General features: G+C 67.6%; 14 protein-coding genes. 6 read left to right on the forward strand and 8 right to left on the reverse strand.

The genetic code is table 11. The features are described 5' to 3' along the window. Positions 1-12: 12 nt before the first annotated feature. From fabB to H2037_RS12190, 3 genes are all read right to left on the reverse strand, one after another. The gene (gene fabB, locus H2037_RS12180; protein ID WP_292122240.1) at positions 13-1,230 is read right to left on the reverse strand and encodes a beta-ketoacyl-ACP synthase I; all 1,218 of its coding nucleotides are present in this window, start codon (positions 1,228-1,230) and stop codon (positions 13-15) included. A gap of 64 nt (positions 1,231-1,294) precedes the next feature. Continuing rightward, complete coding sequence (gene fabA / locus H2037_RS12185; RefSeq protein WP_292122243.1) at positions 1,295-1,831, reverse strand: 3-hydroxyacyl-[acyl-carrier-protein] dehydratase FabA; 537 nt, start codon at positions 1,829-1,831, stop codon at positions 1,295-1,297. A gap of 78 nt (positions 1,832-1,909) precedes the next feature. After that, the gene (locus tag H2037_RS12190) at positions 1,910-2,482 is read right to left on the reverse strand and encodes an SH3 domain-containing protein (RefSeq protein ID WP_292122246.1); all 573 of its coding nucleotides are present in this window, start codon (positions 2,480-2,482) and stop codon (positions 1,910-1,912) included. Positions 2,483-2,545: 63 nt separating this feature from the next. On the opposite strand from H2037_RS12190, the gene H2037_RS12195 reads away from it, so the two are divergent. Continuing rightward, positions 2,546-3,532 carry a D-glycerate dehydrogenase gene (locus tag H2037_RS12195; RefSeq protein WP_292122250.1) on the forward strand — a complete coding sequence of 329 codons (987 nt, stop codon included), beginning with the start codon at positions 2,546-2,548 and terminating at the stop codon, positions 3,530-3,532. Positions 3,533-3,544: 12 nt separating this feature from the next. On the opposite strand, the gene H2037_RS12200 is transcribed toward H2037_RS12195, so the two are convergent. Beyond that, a complete protein-coding gene (locus tag H2037_RS12200; RefSeq protein ID WP_292122253.1) occupies positions 3,545-4,762 on the reverse strand; it encodes a DUF6880 family protein in 1,218 nt (405 codons plus the stop codon). Between the two features lie 116 nt (positions 4,763-4,878). Between H2037_RS12200 and H2037_RS12205 the strand changes: the two genes are divergently transcribed. Beyond that, positions 4,879-5,130 (forward strand): hypothetical protein, encoded by a 252-nt coding sequence (locus H2037_RS12205; RefSeq protein WP_292122280.1) that lies wholly within the window; start codon positions 4,879-4,881, stop codon positions 5,128-5,130. A gap of 6 nt (positions 5,131-5,136) precedes the next feature. On the opposite strand, the gene moeB is transcribed toward H2037_RS12205, so the two are convergent. The 3 genes from moeB to H2037_RS12220 form a co-directional block, all read right to left on the reverse strand. Then, the gene (gene moeB / locus H2037_RS12210) at positions 5,137-5,874 is read right to left on the reverse strand and encodes a molybdopterin-synthase adenylyltransferase MoeB (protein ID WP_292122283.1); all 738 of its coding nucleotides are present in this window, start codon (positions 5,872-5,874) and stop codon (positions 5,137-5,139) included. A gap of 39 nt (positions 5,875-5,913) precedes the next feature. Next, positions 5,914-6,336 (reverse strand): BLUF domain-containing protein, encoded by a 423-nt coding sequence (locus H2037_RS12215; protein WP_292122285.1) that lies wholly within the window; start codon positions 6,334-6,336, stop codon positions 5,914-5,916. A gap of 79 nt (positions 6,337-6,415) precedes the next feature. Next, positions 6,416-6,826, reverse strand: a complete 411-nt coding sequence (locus H2037_RS12220) for a BLUF domain-containing protein (protein WP_292122287.1) — start codon at positions 6,824-6,826, stop codon at positions 6,416-6,418. 133 nt (positions 6,827-6,959) lie between these two features. Between H2037_RS12220 and hslV the strand changes: the two genes are divergently transcribed. Together hslV and hisS are read left to right on the forward strand one after the other, a co-directional pair. Continuing rightward, positions 6,960-7,514, forward strand: coding sequence for an ATP-dependent protease subunit HslV (gene hslV / locus H2037_RS12225; RefSeq protein WP_292122290.1), 555 nt, complete (start codon positions 6,960-6,962; stop codon positions 7,512-7,514). A 50-nt stretch (positions 7,515-7,564) separates the two neighbouring features. Next, on the forward strand, positions 7,565-9,055 hold the full coding sequence (hisS, locus tag H2037_RS12230; protein WP_292122293.1) for a histidine--tRNA ligase: 1,491 nt from the start codon (positions 7,565-7,567) through the stop codon (positions 9,053-9,055). 371 nt (positions 9,056-9,426) lie between these two features. Here hisS and H2037_RS12235 read toward each other — a convergent pair whose 3' ends face one another. Then, positions 9,427-11,547, reverse strand: coding sequence for a M13-type metalloendopeptidase (locus H2037_RS12235; protein WP_292122296.1), 2,121 nt, complete (start codon positions 11,545-11,547; stop codon positions 9,427-9,429). 155 nt (positions 11,548-11,702) lie between these two features. On the opposite strand from H2037_RS12235, the gene H2037_RS12240 reads away from it, so the two are divergent. Both H2037_RS12240 and H2037_RS12245 read left to right on the forward strand, forming a co-directional pair. Beyond that, a complete protein-coding gene (locus tag H2037_RS12240) occupies positions 11,703-13,529 on the forward strand; it encodes a cation:proton antiporter (RefSeq protein ID WP_292122298.1) in 1,827 nt (608 codons plus the stop codon). Positions 13,530-13,739: 210 nt separating this feature from the next. Beyond that, a complete protein-coding gene (locus H2037_RS12245; protein ID WP_292122301.1) occupies positions 13,740-14,381 on the forward strand; it encodes a TetR/AcrR family transcriptional regulator in 642 nt (213 codons plus the stop codon). Positions 14,382-14,479: the final 98 nt, after the last annotated feature.

A 14,479-nucleotide genomic window follows, 5' to 3' on the forward strand; every position in this document is an offset into this window, starting at 1 on the left:
GCGAACAGGGGCTCAGACCTTGGACAGGATCAGCGTGCCGTTGGTGCCGCCGAAGCCGAAGCTGTTGGACATGACATGGGTCAGTTCGCCCTCGTGGCGCGCCCGCAGGATGGGCATGCCCTCGAAGGCCGGATCCAGGGTCTCGATATGGGCGCTCTCGGCCGCGAAGCCGTTTTGCATCATCAAGAGGCAGTAGATGGCCTCCTGCGCGCCGGCCGCCCCAAGGCTGTGGCCCGTCAGCGACTTGGTCGAGGAGATCATCGGCATCTGGTCGCCGAAGACGGCGCGAACCGCCTCCATCTCCTTGGAATCGCCGACCGGGGTCGAGGTGCCGTGCGGGTTCAGATAGTCGATCCGGGGATTGCCGGCCTGTTCAAGCGCGATCTTCATGCAGCGCTGGGCGCCCTCGCCCGAGGGGGCGACCATGTCATAGCCGTCGGCGTTGGCGCCATAGCCGGTGACTTCGGCATAGATGGTCGCGCCGCGCGCCTTGGCCCGCTCATATTCCTCAAGCACCACGATGCCGGCGCCGCCGGCGATGACGAAGCCGTCGCGGGCCACGTCATAGGCGCGCGAGGCGACCGAGGGCGTTTCGTTGAAGTCCGACGACATGGCGCCCATGGCGTCGAACATGTTCGACATGGACCAGTCGATGTCCTCGCAACCGCCGGCGAAGACCACGTCCTGCTTGCCCCACTGGATCTGTTCGACCCCGGCGCCGATGCAATGGGCGCTGGTGGCGCAGGCCGAGCTGATCGAATAGTTGACGCCGCGCATCTGGAACCAGGTCGACAGCACGGCCGAGGGGCCGGAGGCCATGGCCTTGGGCACGGCGAACGGGCCGATGCGCTTGGGCGAATTCTTCTCGATGGTGGTGGCGGCGGCGCCCAGGATCACCTGGGTCGAGGGGCCGCCCTCGCCGACGATCAGGCCGATGCGGTCGTCCTTGATCTCGTCCGCGCTCATGCCCGACGACTTCAGCGCCTCTTCGAAGGCGATATGCGCCCAGGCCGTGCCGTTGGCCAGGAAGCGGGCGGCGCGACGGTCGACCAGTTCCTCCCACGGGCCGATCTTGGGCGGGGCCCAGACCTGGCTGCGGAAGCCGTATTTGGCGTGATCCGGCGCATGGACGACGCCCGAACGGGCTTCGCGCAGGGACTGGGTCACCTCTTCGGCGCCGTGGCCGATGGAAGAGACGATGCCCAGGCCGGTGACGACGACACGACGCATGGTGTTTCCTTCTACTGCTTCCTGGCCCGGAGGCCTTCCGCGCTGTCCGCGGTTATATAGGGGTTTAGCCGCCCGCCTGCTCGTCCTTGGCGGCGCCAAAGAGTCCCACCCGCATATCATTGCAGGTGTAGATGACCTCGCCGTCGGCCTCCAGCACGCCGTCGGCTATGCCCATGACCAGTTTGCGGTTGATGACGCGCTTCAGGTTGATCTTGTAGACCACCTTCTTGATGTCCGGCGTGACCTGGCCGGTGAACTTGACCTCGCCGACGCCCAGGGCGCGGCCGCGACCGGGTCCGCCGATCCAGCCCAGATAGAAGCCGACCAGCTGCCACATGGCGTCCAGGCCCAGGCAGCCCGGCATGACGGGGTCGCCGATGAAGTGGCACTGGAAGAACCAGAGCTCGGGATTGATGTCCAGTTCCGCCTCGACATAGCCCTTGCCGTGCGCGCCGCCGTCCGAGTTGATCGTGGTGATCCGGTCGAACATCAGCATCGGCGGGGCGGGCAGTTGGGCGTTGCCGGGACCGAACAGTTCGCCGCGCCCGGAGGCGAGAAGGGCCTCGTGGTCGAACGACGCGGGGTATTGGGACTGGGTCAAGGCGGTTCCGTTGCGACTGCTGTTGCGTGCGGGGTACACGACCGCGCCGTTTCGCTCAACACCAGGGCTTGGGCTGCGTCAGCCGCGTCCTGTTCCAGCGGGACGATCGGCGTTGCAAAGGGCGCGGCGCTGGACGCCGAACACCGCCCGTTCCTGGACCCAGCCGTGGAGGCGGCGCGCCCGCACCTGGCACCAGCCGTCCTCGCATTCGTCCAGCGACACCAGGGAACGCGGCGACAGGCGGGCCCGCACGGCCGAGGCCTGGGACTTTCCGGCGTGGATCATCACCTCCTCGGCCGAGGTGTTGAAGACATAGCGGCGGCCCGAGGAGACCGTGCGATGGATCCAGGCCACGGCCCCGTCCGGATCGCAGATTTTCCGCCATTCGGTCGTCTCGGCGATCACCTGAACCGGCAAGCCGGCGGCGCGGTATTCCCACAGGATCGGATAGTCCAGCCCCGGTCCCTGGCGGGCGCGGACATGCGAGGATTTCAGCGAGATCCAGCGCGGAACCTCCAGACCGGTCGGGGTCGGGCGGCCGTCGGGCATGGTCGCGCCCGCCGCGCACATGAGGCCAAGGCCCAGAACGGCGACAGAGACCGCGATGCGGCGTCGCAGGCTTTGGAAGATGGCGGCGGCTTTGCTAGACACTTATGGAACGACCCGTCGCGCGGGCTTCGATCCTGAACCGTCGCCCGCAAACCAAGGCCTGCAATGTCCGCCCCCAAGCTTAAGGTCGTATTAACCAGACGCCTGCCTGACGCCGTCGAGACGCGGATGCGCGAGCTTTTCGACGCCGAGCTGAATCTGAAGGACCAGCCGATGGACCGGGCCGCCCTGCACGCCGCCGTCCAGCGCGCCGAGGTCCTGGTCCCCACCATCACCGACGTGATCGACGCCGATCTGATAAACGGCGCGGGCGAACAGCTGAAGATGATCGCCAACTTCGGCGCCGGGGTCGATCATATCGACATCGACGCGGCCGTGGCGCGCGGCATAATCGTCACCAACACCCCCGGCGTCCTGACCGAGGACACGGCCGACCTGGCCATGAGCCTGATCCTGGCCGTCAGCCGCCGCATCGTCGAGGGCGCCCAGGTGGTGGCCGAGGGCCGGTTCGAGGGCTGGACCCCCACCTGGATGTGCGGCCGCAAACTGTGGGGCAAGCGGCTGGGGATCGTTGGCATGGGCCGGATCGGCCAGGCCCTGGCCCGCCGCGCCAAGGCCTTCGGCCTTCAGGTCCATTATCACAACCGCAAGCCTGTCTCGGCCCTGATCGAGGAAGAACTGGGCGCCACCTACTGGGACGACCTGGACCAGATGCTGGCGCGGATGGACGTGGTCTCGCTGAACTGCCCGGCGACCAAGGACACCCACCATCTGCTGTCGGCCGAGCGTCTGGCCCGGCTCCAGCCCCACGCCATTCTGATCAACACCGCGCGCGGCGAACTGATCGACGAGGCGGCCCTGGCCCAGGCGGTGGCGACGCGGGCCCTGTCCGGCGTCGGCCTGGACGTGTTCGAGAACGAGCCGGCCATCCACCCCGGCCTGCTGGGCCAGCCCAATGTCGTGCTCCTGCCCCACCTGGGATCGGCGACGCTGGAGGCGCGCCAGGACATGGGCGACCGCGTCATCGCCAATGTCATGACCTATCAAAACGGCCACCGCCCGCCAGACCGGGTCATTCCCGCGATGCTTTAGGGCGGTGATGCTTTAGGGGGCGGCCAGCAGGCGGTCCGCCGCCTCGGGATATTTCTGGGCCAGCCGCGCCGCCCAGTCGGCCTTCATCGGCAGAGGTGTGCGCACCTCATGGATGCGACGTTCGATCAGGGCGGCGGCCTCGCGGTGGGCGGGCCAGTCTATCAGGAAGCCCAGGGCGGTCTCGAAGTCGGCATGGGTCGCGGCATGGGCCAGGGCGCGGTCCAGGGCCTCGACGTCGTCGAAATCGGGCAGGCGGGACAGATAGGTTCTCAGCGCGGGCGCCGACAGGTCGCGTTCGAACATGACCCAGCGCAGATCCTGGGCCTCGGCCTTGCGCCCCTCGGCCTCCAGCAGGTCGATGGAGGCCGTCTCCCACGCCGGGGTCAGGGGCGGCGGCCCCGCCGCCGGCGACCGGCCGAAGGTGAAGCGCCGGTTCGCCGCCGACGGCTTCAGCGCCGCCTCCAGGGCCTGACGCGCCTCCCCGACCCGGCCGACCGCCAGAAGCCGTCGCGCCGCCGCCGCAGCGAAGTCAGGCGCGCCCCGCTCTTCAGGCGTGGCCAGCGACAGCCACAGATCCAGATCTCCGGCGCGATCCGCCAGTCTGCGGATCGCCGTCCGCGTGCCGCGGGCGCCTACGGCCAGGCTGACAATCGGGTCCATCCGGTCCAGCAGGGCCCGCGCCAGGTCCAGGGTCAGGGCCTCGTCCGCCGCTCCGATCCAGCGGGCGTATTCCAGCGGCTGGGCCTCGATGGCCGCCGTCAGCCGGTCGGCCGCCGCCGCCTCGACCCGGACCGCCGCATCGGCCAGGGCCCAGAGATCGGGCGAAGCCGCCTCGAAGGCGGCGGCTAAATCGCCCCGCTGATCCTTGACCCGGACAGCCAGCCCCCTGAACAGGTCGAACCAGGCGATCATCCGCTCCAGGGCCATGACCGGCGCGGCCGGCGCCAGATCCTCGATCACGGCCCGGCGCAGACTGTCCAGGTCGCGCAGCAGGTCCGGCCGTTTGCGCCACGACACCCGCGCCCGGCTGGCCGCCACGGTCGCGATCCGCTTGTCCAGCTCCAGCGCCAGCAGATCGGGCCCGGCCTCGGCCGCCAGCACCAGCCGCAGGCGACGCTTCAGCAACGGATCGGCGTCCGCCGCCTCCATCAGCAGCGCCCCGAGACGATCCGCGCCCAGCCCGGTCAGACCGGCGGCGTTCAGACGTTTGGGCGCGACGCGACGGGCCATGGGCATCCTTTTCATATCACTGTCGGAATCGACTCATACGCCTGTCGAAATCGGCGCGCATGGGCGGAACCGCCGCGAGCAAGGATCGTTTCCGGCGTCCTGTATGGGGAAGTGCGTTGGATTCCTACTATTGCATCGTCAATCTGCCGGGCGTGCCGGTGCGCGACATCTGCGTTCTGGATGCGGCCGACGACCGCGCGGCCGATCAGGCCCTGGCCGGGATCGCCAAGACCTGGGTCGGGTTCGAGACCCTGTATCTCTATTGCGGCGAACGGTTGCTGACGGTGCTCAGCAACCCGGCCCTGGGCTTCGCCGAGCCCCTGTCGGACCTGATGGCGACCGACGTCCGGTTCGCCACGGCGGCCTGAGGCAGCTTAGCCTCCGCAGACGGGACAGCCGGGATCGGCGGCGATGCGCGCCGTACGGGCGGTCCCGGCCAGACCGTCATAGATCATCAGCCGCCCCGTCAGGGCCTCTCCGGCGCCGACGATCCGCTTGATGGTCTCCAGCGCCGCCATCGATCCGACCACGCCCGCCAGGGCGCCGACCACTCCGACCCGAGCGCAGGTCTCGGCGTCCGGAGGCGTCTCCGGGACCAAGCATTGATAGCAGGGCCGCCCGTCGAAGACCGCGACCTGGCCGCTCCAGCGCCCCAGGGCGCCCGACACCAGGGTTTTCCCAGCCGCCACGCAGGCGCCGTTGACGATGCGGCGGGTCTCGAAGTCGTCGGTCCCGTCCAGCACGATGTCGAAGGCGGCGATCCTGTCCGCCGCATTGTCCGGCGTCAGCCGTTCGGCGAAGGTCTCGATCGCGATCTGGGGATTCAGGTCGTTCAGGCGAGCCGAGGCCGCCTCCACCTTCAGCCGGCCGACCTCGGGCGTCGAGAAGACGATCTGGCGCTGCAGGTTCGACAGGCCGACTATGTCGTCGTCGATCAGACCCAAGGTCCCCACCCCGGCCGCCGCCAGATAGAGGGCGGCGGGCGCGCCGACGCCGCCGGCGCCGACGATCAGCACACGCGCCCGCTTCAGCGCCTGCTGACCCGGCCCGCCGATTTCGGACAGGACCAGATGACGGGCGTAGCGTTCGACTTCGTCTTCGGAGAAAATCATATCGCTGACTTAGCGATGCAGCGCTCGCTGCGCGAGGCCTCAGCAGGCGGCGGCGAGGGCCTGACTGGTGTCGAACAGGATTCGCTCGGCGTCGCCCATAAAGGCGGCGTTGTACAGGCCGTGATCCGACCGACGTTCAAGCAGTCGTTCCAGCGCAGGCGGCGCGTCGGCCTGAGCCATGGCCCAGTCGGCGAACAGACGATGATCGATGCGGCTGTCGGCCAGAACTTGAATATTGGTGTGGCGACAGTCCGCGCGCAGCCGCCCCATCAGGCGATCCAGATCGACGCGGGCGCCCTCGACGGCCTGAAAGAATTGGCCGTCGTGGCGCATCAGTACGCCGGTCAGATGGTCCCTGCGATTGTTCCGGTCCGAGGCGCCGATGATGTCGATCAGGGGCATAAGGCCTTCGCGAGCGTCGCCCACGGCGTCGCTGACATAGACAATACGGAACAAACTCATTGATTACTCATACGCTTTTACGGGTAGCTCTCAGCTTAACCGCAATAGTGGCATAGAGTTAACGAAACGCGCAAAGGCCTCAGGCAGCCGTCGTCGCGACCCGCAGTTTGTTGCACGACAGCAGTCGTTCCAATCCGTCCGCAGCGACCTCGTCGAGTTGACGGCCGCGTAGATATTCGGCGGCCTGGGAGACCGAGAGGGCGCTGAGGCGAACCGGCTCGTTGACGCGACGCTGGACGATGGGACGATCCGCTATGATCCGCAGATTGCGGTGGCGGCTGTCGGCCGACAGCCGCGCGATCAGCCGATCCACATCGGCCCTCATGCCTTCCAGCATAAGGGCGGCCCGGCCTTCGTGAAACATCATGGCGCTGCTGATCGCGTCGCGGCGATTGTTCCGTTCGGACGCACCGAGAATATCGACGACGGTCATGGCCGACCGCCCGATCATCCCGACCGTTTCGCTCACAAGAAGGACGCGATAGAGCAAACCTCTATCTCCATTAGCCGATGTTCATAGTTTATAATTGTCCTTTATAACGCTAACTAGGGTCAAAGTATGACGGCGTTATCCGACGCGCGGCGATCTTGATCCAGATCGGCGTTGAGGCCATGTGCGCTCCATGACCCAAGCGAATTTTCCTGACTGGCACGGCACCACCATCCTGGCGGTCCGTCGCAACGGCCGCACCGTCATCGCCGGCGACGGCCAGGTCTCGATGGGACCGACCATCGTCAAGGGCGCGGCGCGCAAGGTCCGCACCCTGGCCGGTGGCAAGGTTCTGGCCGGTTTCGCCGGCGCCACCGCCGACGCCTTCACCCTGATCGAACGGCTGGAGGCCAAGCTGGAGCAGTATCCGGACCAGCTGGCGCGGGCCTGCGTCGACCTGGCCAAGGATTGGCGCACCGACCGTTATCTGCGTCGGCTGGAGGCCATGCTGCTGGTCGCCGACAAGTCGTCGATCTTCACGGTCACCGGCGTCGGCGACGTGCTGGAGCCGGAACACGGGGTCGCGGCCGTTGGCTCGGGCGGCAACTACGCCCTGTCCGCCGCCCGCGCCCTGATCGAGGAGACCGACCTGGACGCCGAAGCCGTCGCCCGCAAGGCCATGAAGATCGCCGCCGAGATCTGCGTCTATACGAACGGCAATCTGACGGTGGAGACGCTGGAGGGGTGAGACGCCCAGGCTGCGTTGCGAGCGGCGCCCCTTTGGCTTAAGGCCCCGCCATGACATCCGACGCTCCTATCCGCCCCCTCGCCCGCAATCCGCGCGGCTTCGCCGACAAGCGCGGCCGCGACCTGACCGCCGAACGCCGCATCGTGGCGCGCGTGTCCGAGGTCTATGAGCGCTGGGGCTTCGAGCCGCTGGAGACGCCGGCCTTCGAATACGCCGACGCCCTGGGCAAGTTCCTGCCCGACGCCGACAGACCCAATGAAGGGGTGTTCGCGCTTCAGGACGACGCCGGTTCGGACGAGCCCGGCGAGTGGATGGCGCTGCGCTATGACCACACCGCGCCCCTGGCCCGGTTCGCGGCCCAGACCTGGGAGACCCTGCCCAAACCGTTCCGGCGCTACGCCTACGGCCCGGTGTGGCGCAACGAGAAGCCGGGTCCCGGCCGGTTCCGCGAGTTCTGGCAGTGCGACGCCGACACGGTCGGCTCCGACCGGCCCGAGGCCGACGCCGAGATCATCGCCATGGCCTGCGAGGGCCTGGGTGCCGCCGGGCTGGACGCGGGCCAGGCCCAGATCCGGGTCTCGAACCGCAAACTGTTCGACGGCCTGTTCGACGCCGGCGGCGTGACCGAGGCGGGACAACGACTGACCGCCCTGCGCGCCATAGACAAGTTCGATCGGCTGGGCTGGGACGGCGTGGTCCAGTTGCTGGGCGAGGGACGGCTGGACGAGTCCGGCGACTATACCAAGGGGGCGAACCTGCCCGCCAAGGTCACGGCGGCCATCGAGGCCTTCCTGGCCTCGGCCAATACGCCGGGCCTGTCGCGGGCCGAGACCCTGGAGGCCGTGGCGCGCTCGGGCGACCTCGGCGCGGCGGGCGAGGCGGCGCTGAACGAGCTGGCGGCCATTGATCGGGCGCTGGGCGCGATGAAGGTCGGCCAGGAGGCCGTTAAGTTCGACCCGACCATCGTACGCGGCCTGGAATATTACACCGGCGCCGTGTTCGAGGCCGAACTGCTGCTCGACACCGTCGACGACAAGGGCCGGCCGGTGCGGTTCGGCTCGATCGGGGGCGGCGGCCGCTATGACGACCTGGTCGCCCGCTTCACCGGCCAGAGCGTGCCGGCCACCGGCTTCTCGTTCGGGGTCTCGCGCCTGGCCTCGGCCCTGCGCGCGGCCGGACGGGGCGCCGAGGACGCGGTGCGCGGGCCGGTGGTGGTGATCGTCTTCTCAGAGGACGACATGGGCCACTATCTGGCCGCTGTCGCCGAGCTGCGCGCCGCCGGGATTGCGGCCGAACTGTATCTGGGACGCGCGGGCATGAAGGCGCAGATGAAATACGCCGACCGTCGGGGTTCGCCGGTCGTCGTCATCCTGGGCGGCGACGAGATCGCCGCCGGCGAAGTCACGATCAAGGATCTGGACGCCGGACGGGCCGCGGCGGCCGCCATAACCGACAATGACGCCTGGAAGGCCGAGCGTCCGGGACAGATGAAGATCGCCCGCGGCGACATGGTTTCCGCCCTTCGCGCCATTATCGAATAAGTTTCGATAAATAAGGCTCTCCGGTAACAGTTATCGCCGATAAGTCGAAGAAAGTTCGATTCCCGGCAACAAGCCCGTTGACGACCACCAAGCCCTGGCGCCAAATGAACTCACTCGAGGGCAAGCGTTGCTCAAGCGCGCAGCACTCGAAGGCGTTTCGGGGAGGAAACGTCCGCTCTTTAAAGAGCGCGAAAGCCCGCTGCGATGTATCCCCCGCAGCGGGCTTTTTCGCGTCTGGAGCCCAGGCCGACATCGAAATGATGTAGAATATCTCGATGCGGTTTCCTGCTTCCGGCCCGATTTGTAGAGGCGTCTCCATATGAAAAAGGCCGGGGCGGACCCCGGCCTTTTCCACTTCGAAGAGATGCGTCCTACCAGATGCGGACGCGGTCTTCCGGGGTCAGATAGTATTTCGTTCCCGGTTCGACGTCGAAGGCGTCGTACCAGGCGTCGACGTTGCGCAGCGGGCCAATGACCCGGAACTGGGCGGCCGAGTGCGGGTCGGTGGCGACCTGCTGCTTCAGGGCCTCGTCGCGATACTTCGACTGCCAGACCTGGGCCCAGCCGTAGAAGAAGCGCTGGTCGCCGGTGGTCCCGTCCAGCACCGGGGCGGGCTTGCCGGCCAGCGACAGGCGATAGGCCTCAAGCCCCACCGCCACGCCCGAGGCGTCGCCGATGTTCTCGCCCATCGTCAGGCCGGGGTTGATGGTATAGCCGGCGATCGGCTCATAGGTGGCGTATTGCGCCCCCAGGCGGGCGGTCAGGGCCTCGAAATTGGCCTTGTCCGTCGGGGTCCACCAGTTGCGCAGCACGCCGTCGCCGTCGGACTTGGAGCCCTGGTCGTCGAAGCCGTGGCCGATCTCGTGGCCGATCACGCCGCCGATGCCGCCGTAGTTGACCGCCGGGTCGCCATTCGGATCGAAGAAGGGCGGCTGGAGGATGGCGGCCGGGAAGACGATCTCGTTATTGGCCGAGTTGTAATAGGCGTTCACGGTCTGGGGCGTCATGCCCCACTCGGACTTATCGACCGGGTCGTTCAGGCGCGACAGGTCGTAGTTCCATTCGAACAGGCCCCGCCGCTCGGCGTTGCCGACCAGGTCGTCGGCGCGGATCTGCAGGCCCGAATAGTCGCGCCACTTGTCCGGATAGCCGATCTTGACGGTGAATTTGCGCAGCTTCTCCTGTGCGGCGGCCTTGGTCTCGTCGCCCATCCAGGTCAGGTTATTGATCCGGTGCGACAGGGCGGTGCGCAGATTGGCGACCAGTTCTTCCATCTTGGCCTTGGATTCGGCCGGGAAATATTCGGCGACATAGAGCCGGCCGGTGGCCTCGCCCAGCGAACCTTCGGCGAAGGAGATGGCGCGCTTCTCGCGGGTGCGCTGCTCGGGCTGGCCCGACAGGTCGCGCGAGCGGAAGCCCCACTGGGCGTCCGAGAAACGCTGCGACAGCAGGGGAGCCATGTCGTCGGCGGTGTGGAAGGCTTCCCACGCCTGCAGCAGTTCGACCGGGGTCTCGGCGTAGATGGCCGCGATCTTGGGCAGGGCCGTGTCCTGGCGCACGATCAGGCGCGGCACGTCGCCCAGCTTGGCCGCGTCGTAATAGGCCTGCCAGGCGAAGCCCGGGGCGTCCTCGGCCAGTTTGGCGATGGTGTATTCGTTGTAGGTGCGGTCGCGGTTGCGGTTCTCGACCGGCGACCAGTGGGCCTCGGCGATCCTGGTCTCCATGGCCACGATCTGGGCGGCGGTCTCGGTCGGGTTCGCCCAGCCGATCATGCCCAGCATGTCGGCGACATAGGCCTGGTACTTCTCTTTCTTGTCCGCGTAGCGGGCGTCCAGATAATAGTCGCGGTTCGGCAGGCCGATGCCCGACTGGCCCGAGGAGACGACGTAACGGGTCGGCTGTTTGGCGTCGATGGTGATGCCAGTGCCGAAGAAGGAGCCGCCGAAGCGGCCGACCGTCTGGCCCATATGGACGGCCATCTTGTCATGGGTGTCGGCGGCGCGGATCGCGGCCAGATAGGGTTGCAGCGGCTGGGCGTCCAGCTGGTCGATGCGGGCCTGGTCGATATAGGACCGATAGGCGTCGGCCACCTTGGCCTCGTCCGAGCCGGGGGCCAGGTCGGTGCGGGCGGCGAGGCCGGTCACCAGTTCCTTCATCCGGTTGTCCGACAGTTCGCGCAGCAGGGCGAAGGAGCCGTAGCTGGTACGGTCCGACGGGATGACCAGCTTGTCGAAGGCCGCGCCGTTGGCGTAGCGGAAGAAGTCGTCGCCCGGCTTCACCGAGGTGTCGCGGCCGGTCAGGTCGAAGCCCCAGGTTCCGTATTTCGGCGCATCCACGCCCCGCCAGCCGCCGGCGCTCTCTTCGCCCGAGAACAGGGAGACGATGGAGCAGGTCTCGTCGAGGCAGGCGTGATCGTGGTCGACGTCCTGAGCTAGGGCGGCGGCGGGCAGCAGGAGAGCGCCGACGGCGGCGCCTATAAGCAGTCTTTTCATCACTGTATCCTAGGTTCCGCCACTGAAACGGACGGCTCGGGGTCGGACCCTAGACCCGAGGCGGAGGCTGTCGCCTTAAAAAAAATTCATGAAAGGCCCGCGACCTCTCGCCACGGGGGGCGGTTCGAGGTCAGATGCCGCCGATTGGAGGGCCGATGCACGGACACGGCGGGGACTACAAGGATCTGGTCGTCTTCCTGGCCGCGGCCGGGGTGATGGTGCCCCTTGTCAACCGGATGAAGATCAGCCCGGTGCTGGGGTTCCTGGCCGCCGGCGTGGTGCTGGGGCCGGGCGGGCTGGCGCGGTTTTCCGACGTGGCGCCCTGGCTGTCCTTCTTCACCATCAGCGACCCGGCCCAGCTGGCGCAACTGTCCGAACTGGGCGTCGCCTTCCTGCTGTTCATGATCGGGCTGGAGCTGTCGTGGGAGCGGTTGCGCGCCATGCGGCGGCTGGTCTTCGGCCTGGGGCTGATGCAGGTGGTGGTCAGCACCCTGGTGCTGGCGGGCCTGTTCCTTCTGATGGGCCAGACCCTGGTCAGCGCGGCCGTCCTGGGCATGGGGCTGGCCCTGTCGTCGACAGCCATCGTCATGCCGGTCCTGGCCGAGAGCGGGCGGCTGAAGGGGACCGTCGGCCGCTCGACCTTCGCCATTCTGCTGGCCCAGGACCTGTCGGTGGCGCCGATCCTGATCACCGTCAGCGTCATGGCCGCCGTCGCCCAGGGGGGCGGGACGCTGGATCCGGCGGTGCTGGGACGCTCGCTGTTCACCCTCGTGCCCGCCGCCGTCGGCCTGGGCCTTCTGGTCCTGCTGGGCCGGGTCGTGCTGCGGCCGATGTTCCGTTCGGTGGCCCGGGCGCGCAAGGCCGATCAGGGCGGAGAGATGTTCGTCGCCGCCAGCCTGCTGGTCGTGATAACCGCCGGCCTGGCGGCCCAGGCCAGCGGCCTGTCGATGAGCATCGGCGCCCTGGTCGCCGGGGTGCTTCTGGCCGAGACCGAGTTCCGCCGCGAGGTCGAGGTGTCGATCGAGCCGTTCAAGGGACTGCTGCTGGGGGTCTTCTTCGTCGGGGTCGGCCTGGGGCTGGATCTGGGGGCGATCGCCGCCCACCCCTTCCTGCTGTTCGGACTGGCCCTGGCCATCACCGTGATCAAGACCGGCGTCATCTTCGGCCTGGCCCGACTGTGGGGCCTCGAATCCCGCCCCGCCCTGGAGACCGCTCTGGTCCTGGCGCCGGCGGGCGAGTTCGCCTTCGTCGTCTTCGCCACCGGCATGGTGGAGGGGATCGCCCCGCCGGGCCTGACCAGCACCGTGGCTTTGTCGGCGACCCTGAGCATCTTCTCCATCCCCATGCTGGCCGCGCTGGGCCAGAGGCTGTCGCGCGTCAAGGCGACGGACCTGCCGACGACGCCCGAGGGCGCGGCCCCGCCGGAACAGGCCGATGGCGCGGTCATCATCGTCGGCTTCGGCCGGGTCGGACGGCTGATCGGCGAACTGCTGAAAGAGCATGACCAGGCCTTCATCGCCCTGGACACCGACGCCGCCGCCGTCGCCGCCGGCCGGCGCGACGGGTTCGACGTCTTCTACGGCGACGCCGGTCGCAGCGAGATGCTGGTTCATTGCGGCGTCCGTTCGACGCGGGCTCTGGTCGTCACGATGGACGCCCCGACCAAGGTCGACGAGGTGGTCACAACGGCCCGCGCCCTGCGCGAGGATCTGATCCTGATCGCCCGCGCCCGCGACGACCAGCATGCGGCGCGGCTCTATGGACTGGGCGTCACCGAGGCGGTGCCCGAGACGACCGAGGCCAGTCTGCAGCTGGCCGAAAACACCCTGGTCGATCTGGGCGTCCCCATGGGCCTGGTCCTGGCCTCGATCCATGAAAAGCGGGATCAGTTCCGCAAGACGTTCCAGGCGGCCATACCCGCTGGAGGACACAGCAGAGCCACCCGAGCGTTGAGAATGTCCCAGATCAATACAGGTAACTAATACTGTTAAGCTTAGATCTTGCGCCTATGTTCCAAGGACTTTGAGTACGACCCATTTTCGTCATGGTTTGGTGGTGGAAGCCCTTCTTCAACATCGCCCGGTGGCGCTGCACGATCGACCCGTCCCCCCCTCCGACAATGCGACTCACCTTTCGTCACCTTCGGGCTCCGTCGAGGTTTCCGATATTGCGTAGAGTAAAAGCCTGATTTTATGACCGATTCCGTTCTACCGACCGAAGCCGCTCCCCGCCTGAACCGTCGTCAGGCCGCCAAGGTCAGGACCCGCCAAAAGGTTCTCGACGCCGCCCGCTCGCTGTTCGCCGAGCGCGGCTACGAGCCCGCCACGATCCGCGACATCGCCAAGGGGGCGGGAATGTCGACCGGGGCGGTCTTCGCCAACTTCCAGGACAAGGCCGAACTGTTCGAGGCCGTCCTGACCGAGGACATGTCGCGCCTCGCCGAAGTGGTCGAGGCCGGAGCGCCCCAGGGCGAGCCGGTTCGCCAGCGTCTGCTGGGCGCCCTCAGCGCCGGCTATCATTCGTCGCTCGATCAGCTGCCCCTGTTCCAGGCCATTGTCGCCCGGTCGTGGTTCCAGCCCCTGGCGGCCGAGATGCGGGCCCGCGCGGCGACCAAGAACCTGCTGCTGGCCATCGGCGGCATTCTGCAGGAAGCGGTCGCCAAGGGCGAACTGCGTCAGGACGCCGATACCCGCCTGTTGGTCGAGCTGATCTGGGACTCCTATCTGTCGAACTATCGCCGCGCGGCCTATGACGAATGGGACGCCGATGCCCTGTCCGATCACATGGGCAAGCAGATCGACGTGATCCTGGCCGGCGCCCTGTCCGCCAAATAATCCGTCGGCCTTCTCCAGGTCGCTCCATCGAAGGCCCGCCCGCGCTCCGTCGCCGGCGGGCCTTTGCCTATGCGCCGTAGGCTGAATTGCACCGGGAG

Origin of the sequence: Brevundimonas sp. (assembly GCF_013912065.1) — a bacterium.
Taxonomy (GTDB): Bacteria; Pseudomonadota; Alphaproteobacteria; order Caulobacterales; family Caulobacteraceae; genus Brevundimonas.

Bases quoted from the DNA above. Each gene is read 5' to 3' on its own strand.
- H2037_RS12200 (WP_292122253.1), bottom strand. From the start codon at position 4,762: ATGGCCCGTCGCGTCGCGCCCAAACGTCTGAACGCCGCCGGTCTGACC.
- H2037_RS12215 (WP_292122285.1), bottom strand. From the start codon at position 6,336: ATGAGTTTGTTCCGTATTGTCTATGTCAGCGACGCCGTGGGCGACGCT.
- H2037_RS12240 (WP_292122298.1), top strand. From the start codon at position 11,703: ATGCACGGACACGGCGGGGACTACAAGGATCTGGTCGTCTTCCTGGCC.
- hisS (WP_292122293.1), top strand. From the start codon at position 7,565: ATGACATCCGACGCTCCTATCCGCCCCCTCGCCCGCAATCCGCGCGGC.
- H2037_RS12245 (WP_292122301.1), top strand. From the start codon at position 13,740: ATGACCGATTCCGTTCTACCGACCGAAGCCGCTCCCCGCCTGAACCGT.
- moeB (WP_292122283.1), bottom strand. From the start codon at position 5,874: ATGATTTTCTCCGAAGACGAAGTCGAACGCTACGCCCGTCATCTGGTC.
- fabB (WP_292122240.1), bottom strand. From the start codon at position 1,230: ATGCGTCGTGTCGTCGTCACCGGCCTGGGCATCGTCTCTTCCATCGGC.
- H2037_RS12235 (WP_292122296.1), bottom strand. From the start codon at position 11,547: ATGAAAAGACTGCTTATAGGCGCCGCCGTCGGCGCTCTCCTGCTGCCC.
- hslV (WP_292122290.1), top strand. From the start codon at position 6,960: ATGACCCAAGCGAATTTTCCTGACTGGCACGGCACCACCATCCTGGCG.
- H2037_RS12195 (WP_292122250.1), top strand. From the start codon at position 2,546: ATGTCCGCCCCCAAGCTTAAGGTCGTATTAACCAGACGCCTGCCTGAC.